This window comes from Yoonia sp. MH D7, assembly GCF_054439475.1.
The window spans coordinates 2,876,794-2,895,404 of the sequence record NZ_JBTJCF010000001.1; the positions used below are offsets into that span (position 1 = coordinate 2,876,794).

18 protein-coding genes are annotated in these 18,611 nt (G+C 54.3%); 4 read left to right on the forward strand and 14 right to left on the reverse strand.

Features of this window, described 5'->3' with window-relative positions:
• Positions 1–11: 11 nt before the first annotated feature.
• Positions 12–410: an 8-oxo-dGTP diphosphatase MutT gene (gene mutT, locus ACXLHR_RS14340; RefSeq protein ID WP_458792069.1), complete on the forward strand. Its 399-nt coding sequence runs from the start codon at positions 12–14 to the stop codon at positions 408–410.
• Positions 411–636: 226 nt separating this feature from the next.
• Here the strand turns inward: mutT and infB are convergent, their stop codons facing one another.
• From infB to pip, 9 genes are all read right to left on the reverse strand, one after another.
• Entirely contained in the window at positions 637–3,126 is a 2,490-nt protein-coding gene (infB, locus tag ACXLHR_RS14345; RefSeq protein ID WP_458792070.1) for a translation initiation factor IF-2, read from the reverse strand.
• The gene (locus ACXLHR_RS14350) at positions 3,119–3,757 is read right to left on the reverse strand and encodes an RNA-binding protein (protein ID WP_458792071.1); all 639 of its coding nucleotides are present in this window, start codon (positions 3,755–3,757) and stop codon (positions 3,119–3,121) included. Before ACXLHR_RS14350 ends, infB begins: the two co-directional genes overlap by 8 nt.
• Positions 3,758–3,784: 27 nt before the next feature.
• On the reverse strand, positions 3,785–5,395 hold the full coding sequence (gene nusA, locus ACXLHR_RS14355; RefSeq protein ID WP_458792072.1) for a transcription termination factor NusA: 1,611 nt from the start codon (positions 5,393–5,395) through the stop codon (positions 3,785–3,787).
• A gap of 3 nt (positions 5,396–5,398) precedes the next feature.
• Positions 5,399–5,971, reverse strand: coding sequence for a ribosome maturation factor RimP (gene rimP, locus ACXLHR_RS14360; RefSeq protein ID WP_458792073.1), 573 nt, complete (start codon positions 5,969–5,971; stop codon positions 5,399–5,401).
• Positions 5,972–6,255: 284 nt separating this feature from the next.
• Positions 6,256–7,809: an ABC transporter substrate-binding protein gene (locus ACXLHR_RS14365; protein WP_458792074.1), complete on the reverse strand. Its 1,554-nt coding sequence runs from the start codon at positions 7,807–7,809 to the stop codon at positions 6,256–6,258.
• A 72-nt stretch (positions 7,810–7,881) separates the two neighbouring features.
• Positions 7,882–9,528, reverse strand: a complete 1,647-nt coding sequence (locus tag ACXLHR_RS14370) for an ABC transporter ATP-binding protein (RefSeq protein ID WP_458792075.1) — start codon at positions 9,526–9,528, stop codon at positions 7,882–7,884.
• Positions 9,525–10,730, reverse strand: coding sequence for an ABC transporter permease (locus ACXLHR_RS14375; RefSeq protein ID WP_458792076.1), 1,206 nt, complete (start codon positions 10,728–10,730; stop codon positions 9,525–9,527). Before ACXLHR_RS14375 ends, ACXLHR_RS14370 begins: the two co-directional genes overlap by 4 nt.
• The gene (locus ACXLHR_RS14380) at positions 10,727–11,716 is read right to left on the reverse strand and encodes an ABC transporter permease (RefSeq protein ID WP_458792077.1); all 990 of its coding nucleotides are present in this window, start codon (positions 11,714–11,716) and stop codon (positions 10,727–10,729) included. Before ACXLHR_RS14380 ends, ACXLHR_RS14375 begins: the two co-directional genes overlap by 4 nt.
• Before the next feature lie 60 nt (positions 11,717–11,776).
• Positions 11,777–12,766, reverse strand: a complete 990-nt coding sequence (gene pip / locus ACXLHR_RS14385; RefSeq protein WP_458792078.1) for a prolyl aminopeptidase — start codon at positions 12,764–12,766, stop codon at positions 11,777–11,779.
• Positions 12,767–12,823: 57 nt separating this feature from the next.
• Here pip and ubiG point away from each other — a divergent pair, with 57 nt between their 5' ends.
• Positions 12,824–13,564 carry a bifunctional 2-polyprenyl-6-hydroxyphenol methylase/3-demethylubiquinol 3-O-methyltransferase UbiG gene (ubiG, locus tag ACXLHR_RS14390; RefSeq protein WP_458792079.1) on the forward strand — a complete coding sequence of 247 codons (741 nt, stop codon included), beginning with the start codon at positions 12,824–12,826 and terminating at the stop codon, positions 13,562–13,564.
• 81 nt (positions 13,565–13,645) lie between these two features.
• Here ubiG and ACXLHR_RS14395 read toward each other — a convergent pair whose 3' ends face one another.
• From ACXLHR_RS14395 to ACXLHR_RS14410, 4 genes are read right to left on the reverse strand one after another with little or no spacing between them, the layout of a single operon-like run.
• Positions 13,646–14,089 (reverse strand): MarR family winged helix-turn-helix transcriptional regulator, encoded by a 444-nt coding sequence (locus ACXLHR_RS14395; protein ID WP_458792080.1) that lies wholly within the window; start codon positions 14,087–14,089, stop codon positions 13,646–13,648.
• On the reverse strand, positions 14,089–14,919 hold the full coding sequence (locus ACXLHR_RS14400) for a carbon-nitrogen hydrolase family protein (protein WP_458792081.1): 831 nt from the start codon (positions 14,917–14,919) through the stop codon (positions 14,089–14,091). The genes ACXLHR_RS14395 and ACXLHR_RS14400 overlap by 1 nt, the downstream gene beginning before the upstream one ends.
• Positions 14,916–15,173: a glutaredoxin 3 gene (grxC, locus tag ACXLHR_RS14405; RefSeq protein ID WP_458792082.1), complete on the reverse strand. Its 258-nt coding sequence runs from the start codon at positions 15,171–15,173 to the stop codon at positions 14,916–14,918. Before grxC ends, ACXLHR_RS14400 begins: the two co-directional genes overlap by 4 nt.
• Positions 15,174–15,209: 36 nt before the next feature.
• Positions 15,210–15,932, reverse strand: coding sequence for a ComF family protein (locus ACXLHR_RS14410; protein WP_458792083.1), 723 nt, complete (start codon positions 15,930–15,932; stop codon positions 15,210–15,212).
• A 22-nt stretch (positions 15,933–15,954) separates the two neighbouring features.
• Here ACXLHR_RS14410 and ACXLHR_RS14415 point away from each other — a divergent pair, with 22 nt between their 5' ends.
• Positions 15,955–16,773 carry a methyltransferase domain-containing protein gene (locus ACXLHR_RS14415; RefSeq protein ID WP_458792561.1) on the forward strand — a complete coding sequence of 273 codons (819 nt, stop codon included), beginning with the start codon at positions 15,955–15,957 and terminating at the stop codon, positions 16,771–16,773.
• Between the two features lie 45 nt (positions 16,774–16,818).
• Entirely contained in the window at positions 16,819–17,883 is a 1,065-nt protein-coding gene (hemH, locus tag ACXLHR_RS14420) for a ferrochelatase (RefSeq protein WP_458792084.1), read from the forward strand.
• Positions 17,884–17,916: 33 nt separating this feature from the next.
• On the opposite strand, the gene ACXLHR_RS14425 is transcribed toward hemH, so the two are convergent.
• On the reverse strand, positions 17,917–18,510 hold the full coding sequence (locus ACXLHR_RS14425) for a L,D-transpeptidase (RefSeq protein ID WP_458792085.1): 594 nt from the start codon (positions 18,508–18,510) through the stop codon (positions 17,917–17,919).
• Positions 18,511–18,611 lie beyond the last annotated feature (101 nt).

Consider the following 18,611-nt stretch of genomic DNA (forward strand, 5'->3'; position numbering starts at 1 on the left):
GAGGTCTGCGAATGAAAACGCTACTCGTCTCCGCAGTCGCGCTCATCGACACCGATGGGCGCGTCCTTTTGGGACAACGCCCCGAAGGTAAATCAATGGCGGGCCTGTGGGAATTTCCTGGCGGCAAAGTCGAACCAGGCGAAACCCCCGAAGCAGCGCTCATTCGTGAACTGCAAGAAGAACTCGGCATCAACACATGGTCTAGCTGCCTCGCGCCACTCACCTTTGCCAGCCACAGCTACGAAAATTTCCACTTACTCATGCCACTCTTCGCCTGCCGCCGCTGGGAAGGCACGCCAAGAGGCCGCGAAAACCAAGCCCTCAAATGGGTTCACGCGCGCGACTTGCAAAACTATCCGATGCCCGCCGCAGATATTCCACTTATCCCGATTCTGCGTGATTGGCTTTAACATGATTTCGTTAGTCCGAGGCTAAACCAAATCCCTGAGCGTATTTATCATCCAAACACATCACCATAAGCGTCGTGTGTGTCAGCTCCCGTCAGCACCAGAAAAAAGGCATCCAATCGGGTGCCTCTTTTTTTGCCCCAGCCATCGCGCGAACCCAACACAAACTGGCTCAAACAAAAAAGGGCCACCAAACTGGCAGCCCCTTCTCACTAAATTCTAGAAAACCTTACAGGTTACGTTCGATCTCTTCACGCTCGAAGATTTCGATCACGTCGTCGGGACGAATATCCTCGTAGTTTTCAAACGCCATGCCACATTCCTGACCTGACTGAACCTCGGAAACCTCGTCCTTGAAACGCTTCAGCGTTTTCAAATTGCCCTCGTGAATAACCACATCGTCACGCAGCAAACGCACACCGGCAGAACGACGGGCAACACCCTCGGTCACAAGACAACCAGCGATTTTGCCGACATTCGAAACCTTAAAGACTTCTTTGATCTTGGCATAACCGATGAACTTTTCACGAATCTCCGCCGACAACAGACCAGACGCCGCCGCTTTCACATCATCCACGAGATCGTAAATGATCGAATAATAGCGGATCTCGACACCCTTTTGGTTGGCAGATTGCCGCGCCGATGCATTGGCACGAACGTTAAATCCAATCACAGGGGCGCCTGACGCTTCGGCAAGACCGATATCGGATTCCGTGATCGCACCAACACCGGAGTGTAGAACACGCACACGCACCTCATCGTTGCCGATTTTCTCCATCGCCTGCACAATCGCCTCGGCAGAACCCTGAACGTCCGCTTTCAACAAGATCGGCAATTCACTGATGTTCTCGTTCGACTTGGCATTCGCCATCAACTGGTCAAGCGTCACAGCAGCACCAGCCGCCGCACGTTTGTCCTTGGCCGCATTCGCACGGTATTCCGCGATCTCACGCGCCTGCGCTTCTGTCGATGTCACGCTCAAAACGTCACCCGCCTCTGGCGTCCCGTTCAGGCCCAAGACCTCAACAGGTACCGACGGACCAGCTTCATCAATACGCTCGCCTTTGTCGTTGATCAGCGCGCGAACTTTACCCCACTGCTCGCCGACAACAAAAATGTCGCCTTTGCGCAATGTGCCGTTCTGCACCAGAACCGTCGCGACAGGACCGCGACCAATATCAAGCTGGGCCTCGATGACCGCACCATAAGCTGCGCGGTTCGGGTTCGCTTTCAATTCCAGAATCTCCGCCTGAAGCGCAATCGCTTCCAACAGCTCAGGTAAACCCTGACCCGTCAACGCAGACACTTCGATATCCTGCACATCACCCGACATAGCCTCGACCACTACCGAATGCTGCAACAGATCGGTGCGCACTTTGGTCGGATTGGCCGCAGGACGGTCAATCTTGTTGATAGCAACGATCATAGGCACATTCGCTGCTTTCGCATGAGCAATCGCCTCGACAGTTTGCGGCATAACCGCATCATCTGCCGCAACCACAAGCACAACAATATCAGTGACCTGTGCACCACGAGAACGCATCGACGTAAACGCCGCGTGACCCGGAGTATCAAGGAACGACAATACCTGACCACTATCGGTCGTGACCTGATACGCACCAATATGCTGCGTAATGCCACCAGCTTCGCCAGCAACAACACGCGCATTGCGGATCGCATCCAGCAAAGACGTCTTACCATGGTCAACGTGACCCATGATCGTGATAATCGGCGCACGGGTAACCAGATCCTTAGGATCATCTTTGGTCTGCTCGATCACCTGCTCAACGTCCGCATCAGAAACGCGCACAACGCGGTGGCCGAACTCTTCAATGATCAGTTCCGCAGTATCCGCATCAATTGTTTGGGTCTGCGTCGCCATGATACCGTTTGTCATCAATGCTTTGACAACATCAGAAACACGCTCGGACATACGAATTGCAAGTTCTGCAACCGTAATCGCCTCGGGCAGCGCCACATCGCGGTAAATCTTTTCACGCTCGGCAGAAATACCCATCGCCTTGGCGCGGGCCTTATCCTGCTTACGCTTCATCGCGGCCATCGACCGCTGACGACCACCGGCACGACCGGCAACCGCATCATTCAGCGTCAACTTACCAGAACGACGGCTATCACCGTCACCGCTACGCGGCTTGGCATTGGCGTTCTCATTGTTGCGGTTCGTCTTTTCGCGGTCCGCATTACGAGGCGCCGAGGACGGACGAGACACAGACGTTTCGCCCGGAGGCGCAGCAACTGGTGCATCCGCCGCAGCTTTCGCCTTGGCAGCTTTCAAGCGCTTGCGCTCTTCTTCATCGGCTTTCGCCTTCAGGCTCTCTTCGCGAGCACGGTCTTCGGCCTCTTTGGCCTCCAACTCAGCGCGACGCTTTTCGCGCTCGGCTGCACGTTCTGCCTCTTCGGCCAGACGCTTGGCTTGCTCTTCAGTCTCACGAGCCTTGGCCATCGCCAATGCTTTCATACGACGCGCCAGCTCGACATCCGAAATCCCTGCCGGACGCTTGGATGGATCACCACCAATCGGCATCGTTGGACCACCGGTCGCCGGCTTTGCTGTTGTCGTCGCTTTGGGGACCACAACGCGCTTGCGTTTAGTCTCGACCACGACGTTTTTGGTGCGTCCGTGGCTAAAGCTCTGCTTCACATTGCTTGGGCGCGAACCGCCCAGACCAAGTGGCTTTTTACCGTCGTTATCACTCATCTGGCTTCATATCCTTCCCGGCGGACATATCGTCGCCGTCTATCTCGCGTAGGCCACGCAGCTTTGTGGCTTCCTCTACAACACGGTTGCTAAGTTTACCATTCGAGAGCGCGCCGTGTATTGCACTTCCACGTCCGAATGCCAAACCCAATTCCTCCGAAGTAAAACACCCGAAATACCGGGCACCCTCGGGGGTCCATAACTTTGCCTTGCCGCGCTCGGACCCATCAGAGGCCTGCAACAAAACACGGACATTCTCGCCACCGGCGAGCCAGCCCTTAACTTTCTCAAAACCACACACCGCACGACCCGATTTACGGGTCAAAGCGATCAAATCAAGGGTGTGACGGCATAACTGACGCTCCACCTCCTCAACAAGGCCCTCAGGAATGACAACTGCCTTCTTTGCGCTGCGGGAAAACTGGCCCTTTGTGGCCGCCTCCAACATCGCACGATCAGCAGTCACATACATACCACGTCCGGGCAGCTTCCCCAAGACATCAGGATAGATCCTGTCATCAGGACCCACAACAAAGCGGATCAGCCCCGCTTTTGGGGTGATCTCTCCCGAGACGATGCACTTACGCTCAACGTCGTCGTTCTTTGCTTTATATGGGGTCTTGCGTGACATCTATTAGGGCTACCTCGTGACGCCCATTCAGGCGTCATCTTCCTGTGCAAATTCGTCTTCTTCGTCGTTGGCCACCAGATCAGCAGGATCAACCCAACCCAGCATCACGCGGGCTGTCATCACCATGCTCTGTGCATCTTCCAGTGAAACCTCAAACTTCTCCAAAACGCCTTCGTCTTTCTTGCGCTCGCCGCCTTCGGTCGTCCAGCCACCAGCCAGCTCCCAGTCAGCACAAGTTGCAAAATCTTCCAGCGTCTTCACACCATCTTCGGCCAAAGCCTCGATCATCAACGGGGTCAAACCCTCAAAGTTCACAAGACTATCTTCAACGCCCAACTTACGAGCATTTTCCATGGCTTTGTTGTTAATCGCTTCTAGGAATTCACGCGCACGGGTCTGCAATTCGCCTGCAGTCGCATCGTCAATACCCTCGATAACCAGCAATTCGTCGATCTCGACATAGGCCACTTCTTCAAGGCTCGTAAACCCTTCGGACACTAGCAACTGTGCAAAGAACTCGTCCAGATCCAGCGCATCTGTAAACAGCTTGGTGCGCAATTCGAATTCGGCCTGACGACGCTTGCTCTCTTCTTCCTCGGTCATGATATCGATATCAAGACCGGTCAGTTGCGACGCCAAACGCACGTTCTGACCACGACGACCAATTGCCAACGACAACTGCTCATCAGGCACAACAACTTCGATCTTGCCTGCTTCTTCGTCCAGAACAACCTTGGAAACTTCCGCAGGCTGCAACGCGTTCACAAGGAACGTTGGCATATCTTCATTCCAAGGAATGATATCGATCTTCTCGCCTTGCAATTCATTCACAACCGCCTGAACACGGCTACCGCGCATACCAACACAGGCACCAACCGGATCAATCGAGCTATCATAAGAAATCACAGCGATCTTCGCGCGTGACCCCGGATCACGGGCAACTGCCTTGATCTCGATAATACCTTCGTAAATTTCAGGTACTTCCATTTTGAACAACTCGGCCATGAATTCTGGCGCTGTGCGGCTCAAGAAAATCTGCGGACCACGCTGTTCGCGGCGCACTTCCTTAATGTAGCAACGGATACGATCGTTCGGGCGATACGCCTCGCGACCGATCTTCTCGTTGCGGCGCAAAATCGCCTCGCCAGAGCCCACATCAACAATCACGTTGCCATACTCTTCACGCTTCACCAGCGCGTTGATAATTGTACCGGCACGATCCTTGAAGTCTTCGTATTGCTTGTCACGCTCGGCTTCACGAACCTTCTGCAAAATCACCTGCTTGGCGGACTGCGCCGCAATACGGCCCAACTCAACAGGCGGCACGATCTCTACAAAAGTCTGACCAACCTCAGGGTTTTGCATGTATTCACGGGCTTGCTCGACCGTGAACTCGGCCTGATAATTCTCTAGGTCATCTTCTTCCACAACCGTACGCACACGGGTGAATGTGGCGCGGCCAGTCTTGCGGTCAATATCGACACGAATGTCCATCTCTGCGCCGTAACGGGACTTCGCCGCACGCGCGAGAGACTCTTCCATCGCCTCAACAACCAGATTGGCGTCGATATTCTTTTCGCGGGCCACAGCCTCGGCTGTCTGCAACAGCTCTAGCTGGTTTGCGGAAGTAATTGCCATTTATTAGTCCTCCTGACCATCAATGATGGTTTCGATTTCGTCAAACTGGGTCTCGTCGATCTGACCCGCATCTTTACGCCCGCGTAATACATCGCGGATCAATTCATCCGTCAAAACCAGCTTGGCATCTGACAGCCATTCAAATTTCAAACCAATCGTACCCTCGGGAATGGTGATCAAAATCTCGTCACCCTCAACACCCGCAAGCGGACCTTTAAAGCGGCGGCGCCCGTCAATCAATTCTTCGGTCTCGACCTTGGCTTCAAAACCTTCCCAACGGGCAAAATCTTTTAACCGCGTCAACGGACGATCTACACCGGGGCTAGACACCTCCAAGGTATAAGCATCCAGAATAGGATCCTCGACATCCATCACTGCCGAAATCGCGGTACTGATTTTCCCGCACTCATCAACCTCAATGGTGCCATCGGCCTTCTGGGCCATGACTTGCAAAACACTTTCCTTGCCCGTCATCAAACGAATCCGCACGATCTCGAACCCCATGTCTTCAACAACAGGGACGATAATCTCGGCGATCCGACGATCAATGGCAGCTTTGGCAACTAAGTCGTTCATTATTCTCTCAAGCACAAAAAAACGGGCTCACGGCCCGTTACAAATTTCCGGTTGGGCGCTGGGTTTGGACCCCAGCACGCCGCTGTTGAATGTCATATAGCGAAGGTCTGCCGAGTCTGCAAGCACCCTTTACGTTTCTGACCGCGACCGCCGCATCCCATGGCATTTCAACCAGTTGGCAACCGATAAACTGCGAGACCAAAAGAAGACGCGAGCAAGACGTAATAAAGACAACGAAAAACGCCCCGCAAATCGCGGGGCGTTCTCTATTCAAACTAGCCGATTTACGCCACAGACCAACGCTCTGCCATGCGCCCGTTATCCATCTGCCAGATCGCACCGACCTGCTCGGGCGAGTGGATGCGGTTGTTCACAGCCTGCACATTGTTCGCAAACATCGGGATAATTACGCCGCCATCGTCACGCAGAATTTGCTGCATCTCAAAGTATTGCTCACGACGCTTGTCACTATCCAATTCGGCACGCGCAGTCAGCAACAACTCCTGGAAACGCGCACTATCGTCGCCATCCCACTGGCTGTCATTCCATGGCACACCTGTTTCATAGGCAGACGAAAACATCCAATCCTCGGTCGCACGGCCAGACCAATAGGACGCACAGAACGGCTTCTTCAACCAGACGTTTGACCAATATCCGTCCGCCGGTTCCTGAATCACATTGATGTTAATGCCACCAGGCGACATCGACGCCTGCATCAACTGAGCCGCATCAATAGCCCCTTCAAACGCGGCATCCGACGCAGATAGGTCAATGTCGAGCGAGTCTAAACCAGCCTTTTTTAAATAAAACTTCGACTTGTCCAGATCATAGGTAATCTGCTCCATCTCGTCGTTGTAATACGGGTTTGCGTGACCAATCGGGCTGTCATTACCAACAGTACCGTGACCCTGTAGGATCTTGTCCACCATCTCTTGACGGTTCACACCATACTTGATCGCGCGGCGCACATTAACGTCGTTATATGGCGCAGTATTCGTCAACATCGGGAACGTGTAATGCTGGTTGCCCGCGACCTCTTGAATACGCAAAGCAGGGTTCGCCTTCAACAGCGCTTCGGTTTTGAAATCGATCCGGTTAATCGCGTCAACCTGACCCGTAATCAAAGCGTTCATCCGGGCCGTGTTGTCATTGATCGCGATAAACTCGATCTCGTCAAAGAAACCAGCGCTGTCACCTTTATAGTGATCGTCAACGCGTTTCGCGACCATGCGCACACCTGGGTCAAACGATTGCACAGCGTATAGACCTGTACCAATCCCGTTAGCGATCGCTTCGTCAATCTGGCCCGCAGGGAAAATATTCAGGTGATAATCGGACATCAAATAAGGAAAGTCAGCATTGCCAGCCGCGAGCGTGAACTGCACTTGGCTATCCGTGATTTTCTTCATCTCGATAATAGCTTCTACAATTGGTTTTGCAGCCGACTTGGACTCTTCACCAATGTGCATTTGCAACGATTCAATCACGTCATCTGCACCAAACGATTTACCGTTGTGGAACACCACACCAGTGCGCAAATTAAATGTCCAAACCTTGGCATCAGCCGACGCTTCCCAGCTTTCCGCCAACTCACCCTGAAGCGACCCGTCGGCAGCAACTTCGGTCAGGCTGTCAAAAACGGCACCCTGCGCACTTGCAATCATAAACAGGTCAGAGTGCGTACGACTGTCCCAGCTATCAGATGTATTCGCGCCATTTAGTCCCGCAGTAAATTTCCCGCCGCGCGTTGGTGCCGCCCGCAATGGCATTCCCGTCAGGCCAAGAACTCCCGCCGCTACACCGGATTTCATCAATCCACGTCTGCTAATTCCATACATAATCATAATCCCTTGTTGGTCATACAGGCGTTAACCGCCCTCATTTTCGCCGCTATCAGCGGTGATTCGTATCTACATCTTATCCAATGCTGCGTCGCCGATGTTATCAACTCCGCGTTCCTGCAATAGGTTGGTTAGCCAGTCAGGGTCCATTTCAGGCACCGAGGACAGCAACAGATCGGTATAAGGATGATGCGGCGGCTTGAACATTTCGGCCTTTGGCCCCGCCTCGACAACCGTGCCATCCTTCATCACAACCACCTCGTCGGCAATCGCACGCACCGTCGCAAGATCGTGAGTAATAAACATATAAGACAGCCCAAGTCTATCCTGCAGCCTCGCCAAGAGCCGCAGAATCCCCTCTGCCACCAGCTGATCCAGGGCGCTTGTCACCTCGTCACAGATAATAAACTTCGGTTCTGCCGCCAAGGCACGCGCAATACCGATCCGCTGTTTCTGCCCGCCCGACAATTCCGATGGCAAACGGTTGTAATACTCCGAGGGTTCAAGCTCGATCTGATCCATCAACTTGTCCACACGCGCACGTTTTGCCTTGCCGGTCAGCCCCATGTAAAACTGCACAGGCCGCGCAATGATCTCGCCGATCGACATGCGCGGGTTCAGCGCGGTATCAGCCATCTGATAAATCATCTGCACTTGGCGCAGCTGATCCTTGGACCGCTTGCGATAATCGGCAGGCACCACCTCACCGTCAAAGCAAATCTGCCCCGACATCGGCGGCAACAATCCCGTAATGCAACGCGCCACAGTCGACTTGCCCGATCCGCTTTCGCCCACAACAGCCACCGTGCGGCCCTCGTGCATGTCAAAACTCACATCATGCAAAACCGGCACTTTACCGTAAGCGGCCACAACATTCTGCACAGACACCACAGGCACAGCGCTGGCAATCACCGGCGCCTTCAACGGACGCTCGAAACTGCGCACAGCCCAGAGCGACTTGGTATATTCCTGTGTCGGCGCGGATAGCATGGTGCGGGTATCAGCCGTTTCCACCTCGTCACCCTTTAGCAAAACCTTGATGCGATCGGCCATTTGGGCCACGACCGCCAAATCATGCGTGATATAAATTGCAGCCGTATTAAACTGCTCTACAATATCACGAATAGAGGCCAAGACCTCGATCTGTGTGGTCACATCCAGCGCCGTCGTCGGCTCGTCAAAAATGATCAAATCAGGACGACACGACATCGCCATCGCCGTCATCGCGCGCTGCAATTGCCCGCCGGACACCTGATGTGGATAACGAAACCCGATATTTTCAGGGTCAGGTAACCGCAGCTTGCGATATAGCTCGATCCCGTCCGCTTCGCTTTCCGCCTTCGACATCACACCGTGCCGCGATGGCCCCTCGACATGCTGATCCATCAAACGGTGCGCCGGATTGAAACTCGCCGCTGCTGACTGCGCCACATAAGCAATGCGTTTGCCCAGCAATCCGCGCTTCACCGCGGCAGAAGCTTTCAGTAAATCGATCCCGTCAAACTCGACCGATCCGGCAGAAATGCGCACACCGTCACGCGTGAACCCCATCGCGGACAAGCCGAGCGTCGATTTCCCCGCGCCGGACTCGCCGATCAGCCCCAGCACCTCACCACGCGCAAGCGTCAGATCAATACCGTTGATGATCGGGTTCCACGTCTCGTCAGAACGACCCTCAAGCTTTACGCCGCGCATTTTAAGCAGAGGTTCAGTCATTCTTTTAACCCCGATGATTTATGCAGCATCCAGTCGACGACAAAGTTCACCGCCACCGTCAGCAAAGCAATCGCACTCGCCGCCAGCAATGGCGCCGTCGCCGCCAGCGGTGCAAACTGCGCAAAGTTAATGAACGCCGCCAGATCGCGCACCATCGTGCCCCAATCGGCCAGCGGTGGCTGGATACCAACGCCCAAGAACGACAATGCCGCAATCGTCAAAAACACAAAACAGAACCGCAATCCGAACTCTGCCAGCAAGGGTGCTGTCGCATTTGGCAAAATCTCTCGGAAGACCAGATACCACATGCCCTCACCGCGCAGCTTTGCAGCCTCGATGTAATCCATCACCACAATGTTTTGCCCGACCGCGCGCGCCAGTCGAAACACCCGTGTACTATCAATCACTGCAATAATCAGCACCATAAACACCGTCAGTGGCACACCCAAGCGTGACGACCAAACACTCGCAATCGTCATCAACAATAGCGCAAAAATCAAAGACGGGATCGCCATCAGCACATCAATCGTGCGGCTTAGCAACTCATCAGTCCAACCACCAACAACCGCCGCCAGAAACCCCAGACTGCCCCCCAGAACAAACGCCAGCAACGTGGTCGCAAAGGCAATCCCGACAGTATTTTGCGCGCCGTAAATCAAACGGGACAGAATATCGCGCCCGATTTGGTCAGTTCCCAGCGGAAAGTCGGGGTTGCCGCCCATAGCCACATCGCCGCCCGGCGTAATATTCGCGGCGACCCCCCTGATAATCTCGTCCTGCCCGTATGGCGCGATCACGCCAGCAAAGACCGCAAAGATCGCGTAAATCAAAATCGCCAAAATCCCGAACGACGCCGTTAACGGCATGTTACGAAACAACTTGCGCGTCCCTGCCGTGCCAACATTGCGGCCAAATAACCGGAAAATCCACGCAGCAATCGAGAAAATCACGAAGCCCTTAATCGCAACACCGAGAAAGAAAAACTTGTTCGCAACAGCCTGATCTGCGCTCATCGACTGCATAAACGCCCAGAACAGCCAGGCCAGAACAACGGCCCCCAGCACATAGCCAAAGGCCACGCCAAACGACATATCGCGAAAACTGGGGGCATTTCCGGTGACTTTCTGTCCTGCGAACCGCAGCACCCATCCAGCGACACCCATCACGCCAAACGCCACTATAATCGTAACAACAGTGTTCATTTTGGATGCCTCAGACGCGGGTTGGACAGAATGGACAAAATATCCGCCGTCAGGTTCAACAAAATATAAGCGGCCGCAAAAATCAAACAGCATGCCTGCACCACAGGAATGTCGCGAATTTTCACACTATCCACAAACAACTGGCCAATGCCAGGATACACAAACACCACCTCGACCACGACAACGCCCGTCACAAGATACGCAAGGTTCAGCGCGATCACGTTGATAATCGGCGCCAACGCATTGGGCAGCGCATGCTTCACAATCACGCGTATCGGCGACATACCTTTCAGCCGCGCCATCTCGATATATGGACTGGCCAGCAAGTTAATAATCGCGGCACGCGTCATTCGCATCATATGCGCCGTCACCACCAACGTCAGGGTCAGCGCGGGCAACAGCGTCTTTTCCAGACGTTCAGAAAAATCCATACCCTCGTAAATATTCGACAACGATGGCAGGATCGGGTTCAGCACCGCAAGGAACAGGATCAACACGTAAGCCATGAAAAACTCCGGGCTACTGATCGAACTCAACGTCAAAATATTCGCCGCACGATCAAACATCGTATTGCGGTAAAGCGCTGCTAAAATTCCCAAGGTCACCGCAATCGGAACCGCAATCATCGCCGTCACACTGGCAAGGAATATCGTATTGGCAAATCGCGGCGCAATCTGCTCTGCCACGGTCACACCACCACTGCCACCCATATTGGTCTGGAAATTCAACTGCGCAAAACTAGTGCCAAGATCACCGGACAGCATCCCGCCAAGCCATGTGAAATACCGCGAGACCGGCGATTGATCCAATCCCAAATCAACCCGAATTTTCGCAACAGATTCGGGCGTAGCCCCCTGCCCCAAAATCAATTCGGCGAAGTCACCCGGCAGCATATTCACTGCGACAAAGATAACAATGGAAACCACAAGAAGAGTCAGAAGGCCAAGACCTAGCCGCTGAATGACGATCGATAGGACGTTGCCCAAAATTTCATTTTTCCTATTAGTTCTAGCCCAGAGTTACAAACTGACGTCCTTGTGTAAAGGTTAAAGGTTCAGTTCATTCGCCTGCGCGCCGATCTGATCCATCGCGCGAACCAACTCGCCAGCGATCCCCGGTTCCGACAACGCATGCCCGGCGCGGGCAATTATCGAAAGCCGTGCAGCAGGCCACAACGACGCCAGTTTATACGCCGAGGCAGGCGGACAAATCATGTCAAAACGACCCTGCACAATCACCGCCGGCACATGGGAAATCTTGTGCATATTGCTTAGGATTTGCTGATCCTCCGACAGAAAACCGGCATTCTGGAAGTAATGGTTTTCCAATCTCGCAAAGGCCCGCGCATAGTCCGCCGGCCCCTCGCCCACAACTCCGTCACTCTCGATCGAAGCAAGCGCATTTTCCCACTTGGCCCACGCCCGCGCATATTTCACTTCCTCCGCCCGATCACCCGAAAACAGCCGCTTGTGATAGGCCGCAATAAAATCGTCATGTTCGTCATCTGGCACCAGATCCGCAAAACTTTCCCACAAATCAGGCCAGAATTTGCCAGCGCCACCGCCGTAAAACCAATCCAACTCGGGCTGGGTCATCAAGAAAACGCCACGTAACACAAGCGCCGCCGCCCGCTCTGCATGTGCCTGCGCATAGATCAGCGCCAGCGTCGCCCCCCAACTGCCGCCAAACACGATCCAGCGATCAATCGCCAAAACCTCGCGGATCAACTCGATATCCGCCACCAGATGCCATGTTGTATTCGCCTCGACACTGGCATGGGGGCGTGATTTGCCACAGCCGCGCTGGTCAAACAGGATAATCCGGTAAACGGCAGGATCAAAATAGCGGCGCATCGCAGGACTACATCCGCCGCCCGGACCACCATGCAACACAACCACAGGAATGCCCGCCGCATTGCCACATTGCTCGACATAGATCGTATGCCCGTCACCCACATCCAACATTTGCCGCGAAAATGGCTCGGTTGGAGGATAAAGATGCGCACCCGCGCGCTTTTGACCTAAGACCTTGTGCATAAACACCCTATATAACCTAACAATCGAAGTGACCACGCGAAAACCGGAGCCAATATCATGCAAACCAACACCGTTGACCCATCCGAAATCGCTAAATTCGAGGCCATGGCCGCAGAATGGTGGGATCTGGAAGGCAAATTCAAGCCGTTACACATGATGAACCCCGTGCGCTTGGACTATATCACCAGTCAAATCGCTGCGGAATATGGTCGGGACCTGAACGGCCCCACCCCCTTCAAAGGGCTACGCATCCTCGACATCGGCTGCGGGGGCGGACTGTTATGCGAACCAATGGCACGGCTAGGGGCCACAATCGTGGGAGCAGACGCCGCCGCGCGCAACATCCCCGTCGCGCAAATCCACGCTGAACAATCGGGCCTGACCATCGACTACCGCCACACAACAGCAGAGGCCATGGCCGAAGCAGGCGAACAATTCGACGTGATCCTCAATATGGAAGTCGTCGAGCACGTCGCCGATCCGCTTGGCTACCTGACCGCCTGCCAGCAACTCCTCAAATCAGGCGGACTTCACCTGTGTTCCACCATCAACCGCAATCCGAAATCCTTTGCCATGGCCATTGTCGGCGCGGAATGGGTCATGCGATGGTTGCCAAAAGGCACCCACGAATGGTCGAAATTCATTACACCGGAAGAGTTGTTCAAACTGCTTACCAAAGCAGGCCTCGACCCCGTTGACCGCAAAGGTTACGTTTTCAACTTTGCACGTTTCACATGGTCGATCTCTGACAAAGACCTGTCCGTCAACTACGTCACAGCCGCCATAAAACCTGAATAGCCACGATAGGTGTTCCACATTGGCCTCGGCCAACCTGCTGCATCACAACCATATCGCTGTGCAGCCCAAGCGGCGGCAACATCACTCGACCTTGGACATATTCAATCGCATTTCGCGCAACACCGGCAAAACCGCACGGACCTTGTCCTCGCCCAACTTTGCCACAACATCAGAGACAACAGGCGCAATCGCAATCACGGCGGCATCGCGCGCGCGCAAACCAGAGGGGCTAATCGCGACCATCTTGCGGCGCGCATCATCCCAATCGGGGCGCACATGCACCCAACCCGCCCATTCCAGCTTGCTCAACGTATTGGTCATCGCACCGCGTGTCAGGTGAAACGTGCGGGCAAGTTGCGCTGGCGACCTCTCAGCCCCCGTGTGCGCCAAATGGTTCAGCACCGAAAAATGCGATAGCTCCATCCCCTTGGGCAACACAGACGCGACCAGACTGCGGGCCAATTGGTCCACAACAAGGATTTCGCTGAACAGCGTTACAGCAAGGTTTTGGTTCTGAGCTACCATTAGGGGCCTTCAAAAGAGCGATCATGCGAGAGCGCGGCAATACGTTTGCGCGCATTTGATACCTCTTTGAGATTAAAATCAATGATTTCAATGGTTTTTTCAACGCCAGCATCAATTAACACCTCACCCCATGGCGAAATTACCATGCTGTGACCATACGTCTGGCGCGATTTCCCCGCAGTGGCCGCATGCGTCCCCGTCTGCGCAGCCGCCACAACATAGCACCCCGTCTCAATCGCGCGCGCCTGCAATAGCGCCTGCCAATGCGCGGCCCCCGTGACGGGTGAAAACGCCGACGGCACCGTCAAAATCTCAGCACCCGCTTGCGCCAAAGCACGGTAAAGATAAGCAAAACGCAGATCATAACAAATCGAAAGGCCGATTTTCCCATAAGGCGTCTGCGCCAAAACCGCCCTCGTCCCGGGTCGATACCCTGCACTCTCGCGGTAGGTCTCACTCGGGCTCACATCCACATCAAACATATGAATTTTGTCGTATCTCGCAACAACCTCACCCGCAGGGTTGATCAGAAACGACCGATTGGCAAACCGCCCATCGACATCGTTCGTTTTCAGCGCAAGCGACCCGATCGATACCCAAACGCCCAGCGCATGCGCCTCTTGCCGCAAACCTGCCAGCGTCAGATCGTCCGCCTCATGCTGTAAAACATCCACCTGATGTGCGCGACTGACCGACACACAATTGGTCACTTCCGGCGTAAACATAAACTGCGCGCCACGCCCTGCCGCCTCGCGTATCAATTCACGCGTGACGGCTAAATTGCGGCTTGGATCATCGCTTGAATTCAGCTGCAATACAGCCGCTTTCATCCCTTCAACAACGCATCCAGCTTGCCCGCACTTTCCAACGCAAACAACTGATCGCACCCACCAACATGGGTCTCGCCAATGAAAATCTGCGGCACCGTCCGTCCGCCATTGGACCGCTGCACCATCTCGGCCCGCTTTTCGGGCTTCTTACCAATATCAACCTCCGAAAAACTAACGCCCTTAGACGTCAAAAGTCGCTTTGCCGCATGACAAAACCCACAAGTGTTTTTGGTGTAAAGTTCAACGTTCTGCATGATATGCTCGTCCTAGAAATTGCTATTCCCTCCTATCTAGGCATCTTTCACGACCCGTGCCAGTGTTAGCACATTCACAGCCTTGGCACCCGCGACCATGCAGGCCTCCGTGCACGCGGCTAAGGTAGCACCCGATGTCATCACGTCATCAACCAGCAAAACATGCCGACCCTTAATGATCTCGACGCGCTTTGGATTGGCGCGAATAGCATCCGACAAGGCCGCGAACCGCGCCTCACGACTGTGACCCTCCAACGGCTTTGTGCGTTTCACGCGCACCAATGCATCGGCGCAAACCCCGCGCACCACCTGTTTGCCCAGCACATTCACCAAGGCCGCCGACTGGTTATAGCGCCTGCGCAACAATCGCACCCAATGCAACGGCACAGGCACAATCAGCGTATCATCATGCAGCAAGGGACCCGCAGCGCGCGCCATCCAACGTGCCGCTGGCTGCGCCAGATCTGTGCGATCCCCGTGCTTTAGTGATAAAACCAGCTTTCGGCCCACCCCACTATACGCCATCACCGACCGCCCGTAATCCCAAGGGCGCGCAATGGTCAAACACTCGTCACAAATCAGATCATCGGCCAGACTATCGCCGGGCAAACCCGCCCCACATTTGCAACACATGGTCCCGCTGATAAACTGCGCATCGCGCCAGCAAACGCCGCAGAGACCAAAATCACCCTCCGTCGGCGCATCACATGCGACGCATTGCGTCGGATAAATTGCTCGAATGATGCTTTGCATCCGCATGATTGCATCCTAAATGACCACTATGGAAAATATGCCCAAACTTACCGACCGCACTGCCTTGCTCATAAACCGCGCACGATCTGTTACAGACGCGCTATTTTTGCATGACATCGTTGCCGACGAGATCAAAGAAAGACTCAAAGAGGTTAACAGAACCTTTACGAAAGTCGCAATTGTCACAGGCTTTCCCGATCTGTGGCGCGGACACTTCCCTGATGCCACCATTGTGACCGACGACGAGACCCTCGACTTGACCGCGCACAGCTATGATCTGGTCCTGCATATGATGGCGCTGCACTGGGCGAATGACCCCGTCGGGCAACTGGTGCAATGTCGCCATGCGCTCAAACCTGACGGCTTATTCCTCGCCACCTGCTTGGGCGGGCAAACCCTTCACGAATTACGCGCATCCCTCGCAGAAGCAGAAGCAGTGGTCGCAGGCGGGCTATCACCACGCATCGCCCCCATGGGTGAAATCCGCGATCTGGGCGCACTCCTGCAACGGGCGGGCTTTGCGCTACCCGTTGCCGACGGCACTCCGCTCACTGCCGACTACGCCAACGCGTTCCACCTGATGCACGACCTGCGAAAAATGGGCGAAGGAAATGCATTGATGCACCGGCCCAAACACTTCACCATGCGCAATATCTTGACCGAAGCGGCCACCGTCTATGCTGATAACTTCACCAATGACCAAGGACGGGTTGACGCAACATTCGAGATTATTACACTCACCGGCTGGGCGCCCGACGACACCCAGCCCAAGCCATTACGCCCCGGAAGTGCAACAACACGGTTTGCAGACGTGCTTGGAACTACCGAAAAACCTTTGAAAGATTGATCCCAAGAAGTTTCCGACTAAGTTAAGATCAAAATGGATAGAATGATGACCAATATGAACACCGCAGTCTGCCCCGCGCACGCACCCGCAGATCACCCGACAGTAAAGCCCGCAAAGGTCGGTGTTCTGGTCGCCAATCTCGGCACGCCCGACGATACCGATTATTGGTCGATGCGGCGCTATCTGAACGAATTCTTGTCCGACAAACGGGTCGTCGATACCCCATCGTGGATCTGGCAACCGCTGCTGCAACTGGTGATCCTGACGACACGTCCTTCAAAATCAGGTGCCAACTATCGCTCGATTTGGAACGAAAAAGACAACGAAAGTCCGCTTTTAACGATTACCAAACAGCAAACCGCCGCCATTAAATCGACAATGGCAGAGCGTTACGGCGATAGCGTTATGGTCGATTTCTGCATGCGCTATGGCAACCCGTCTACCAAGTCCAAAGTACGCGAAATGGTCGAGGCAGGTTGCACCAAGATTCTGTTCTTCCCGCTTTACCCGCACTACGCAGGGCCAACATCTGCGACCGCAAACGACCAATTCTTTCGCGCGCTTATGGACGAAAAATGGCAGCCCATCGCACGGATCGTCGAACCCTATTTCGAAGACCCCGCCTATATCGACGCGCTCGCGCAATCCATCGAAACAGCCTACGCAGGTCTCGATAAAAAACCGGAACTGCTGATCTGCTCATACCACGGCATGCCACAGCGATACCTTACCGAAGGCGATCCGTATCACTGCCAGTGCCAGAAAACGACGCGGTTGTTAAAAGAGCGGCTTGGCTGGAAAGACACCGAAATTCGCACAACCTTCCAATCGGTGTTTGGACGCGAAGCCTGGCTCAAGCCCTATACCGTTGACGAAGTGGCGCGATTGGCCAAAGAAGAGGGCGTCAAAAACATCGCGATCTGCGCGCCTGCCTTTTCTGCGGATTGCATTGAGACACTCGAAGAAATCAACGAAGAGATTAAAGACAGCTTTGAAGATGCAGGCGGCGAACAGTTCACGTATATCCCATGCCTGAACGACGATCCCGCACACATCGCAGCACTCTGCGGCATGATCGACCAGAACCTGTTAGGCTGGGTTAACCGCTAACGTAAACGGCAGGGTTATGCCCTGCCGCACACCCTATAGCACCAAAACCTGTGTGCCTGCGCCCGTCATGCTATATAGCTGCGCGATATGCTCGTTATACAACCCGATACAGCCATTCGACGAGCGGCGACCGATTTTGCGCGTGTCATGCGTGCCGTGGATCCGGTAATATTGCCATGACAAATACAACGCATGTGTGCCTAGCGGATTCTCGGGACCCGGCCCGATACGCGCAGGCCATTCCGGATTGCGCTTACGCATCGACGGCGTCGGGCTCCAGCTTGGGCCTTCAACCTTGCGAATGACCTCCGTGCGACCGGTACGGGTCAACTCATCGGACAACGGCACGGACGTCGGATACAGTTTATAAATGCTCTGATCCGCTGACCAGAAATGCAACGCACGCGATCGCAAATCGATCAGAATCGCACCGCCGTTCAAGTTGTTGAAATACGGCTGCCAGTCCAGCGACCGGAAACTGGAAATATTCCGGACAATCCTGCTATTGATACTGGCTTCAACTTCGGTGCTGTTCCCCGTCTGGGCATATGCGCCAGTCCCGATTGTCGCCGCTGTCGCCGCCAGAAAACCACGGCGCGTCAGATCGTTTGAATTAAACTTATCCATAAAATACTCCATCAGACCAAATTACTGATCAATTACCATTGTATTTAGGCCACATTGTGAAACCATGCAAATTATACGACCGATAATAAATCCAGCGGTTT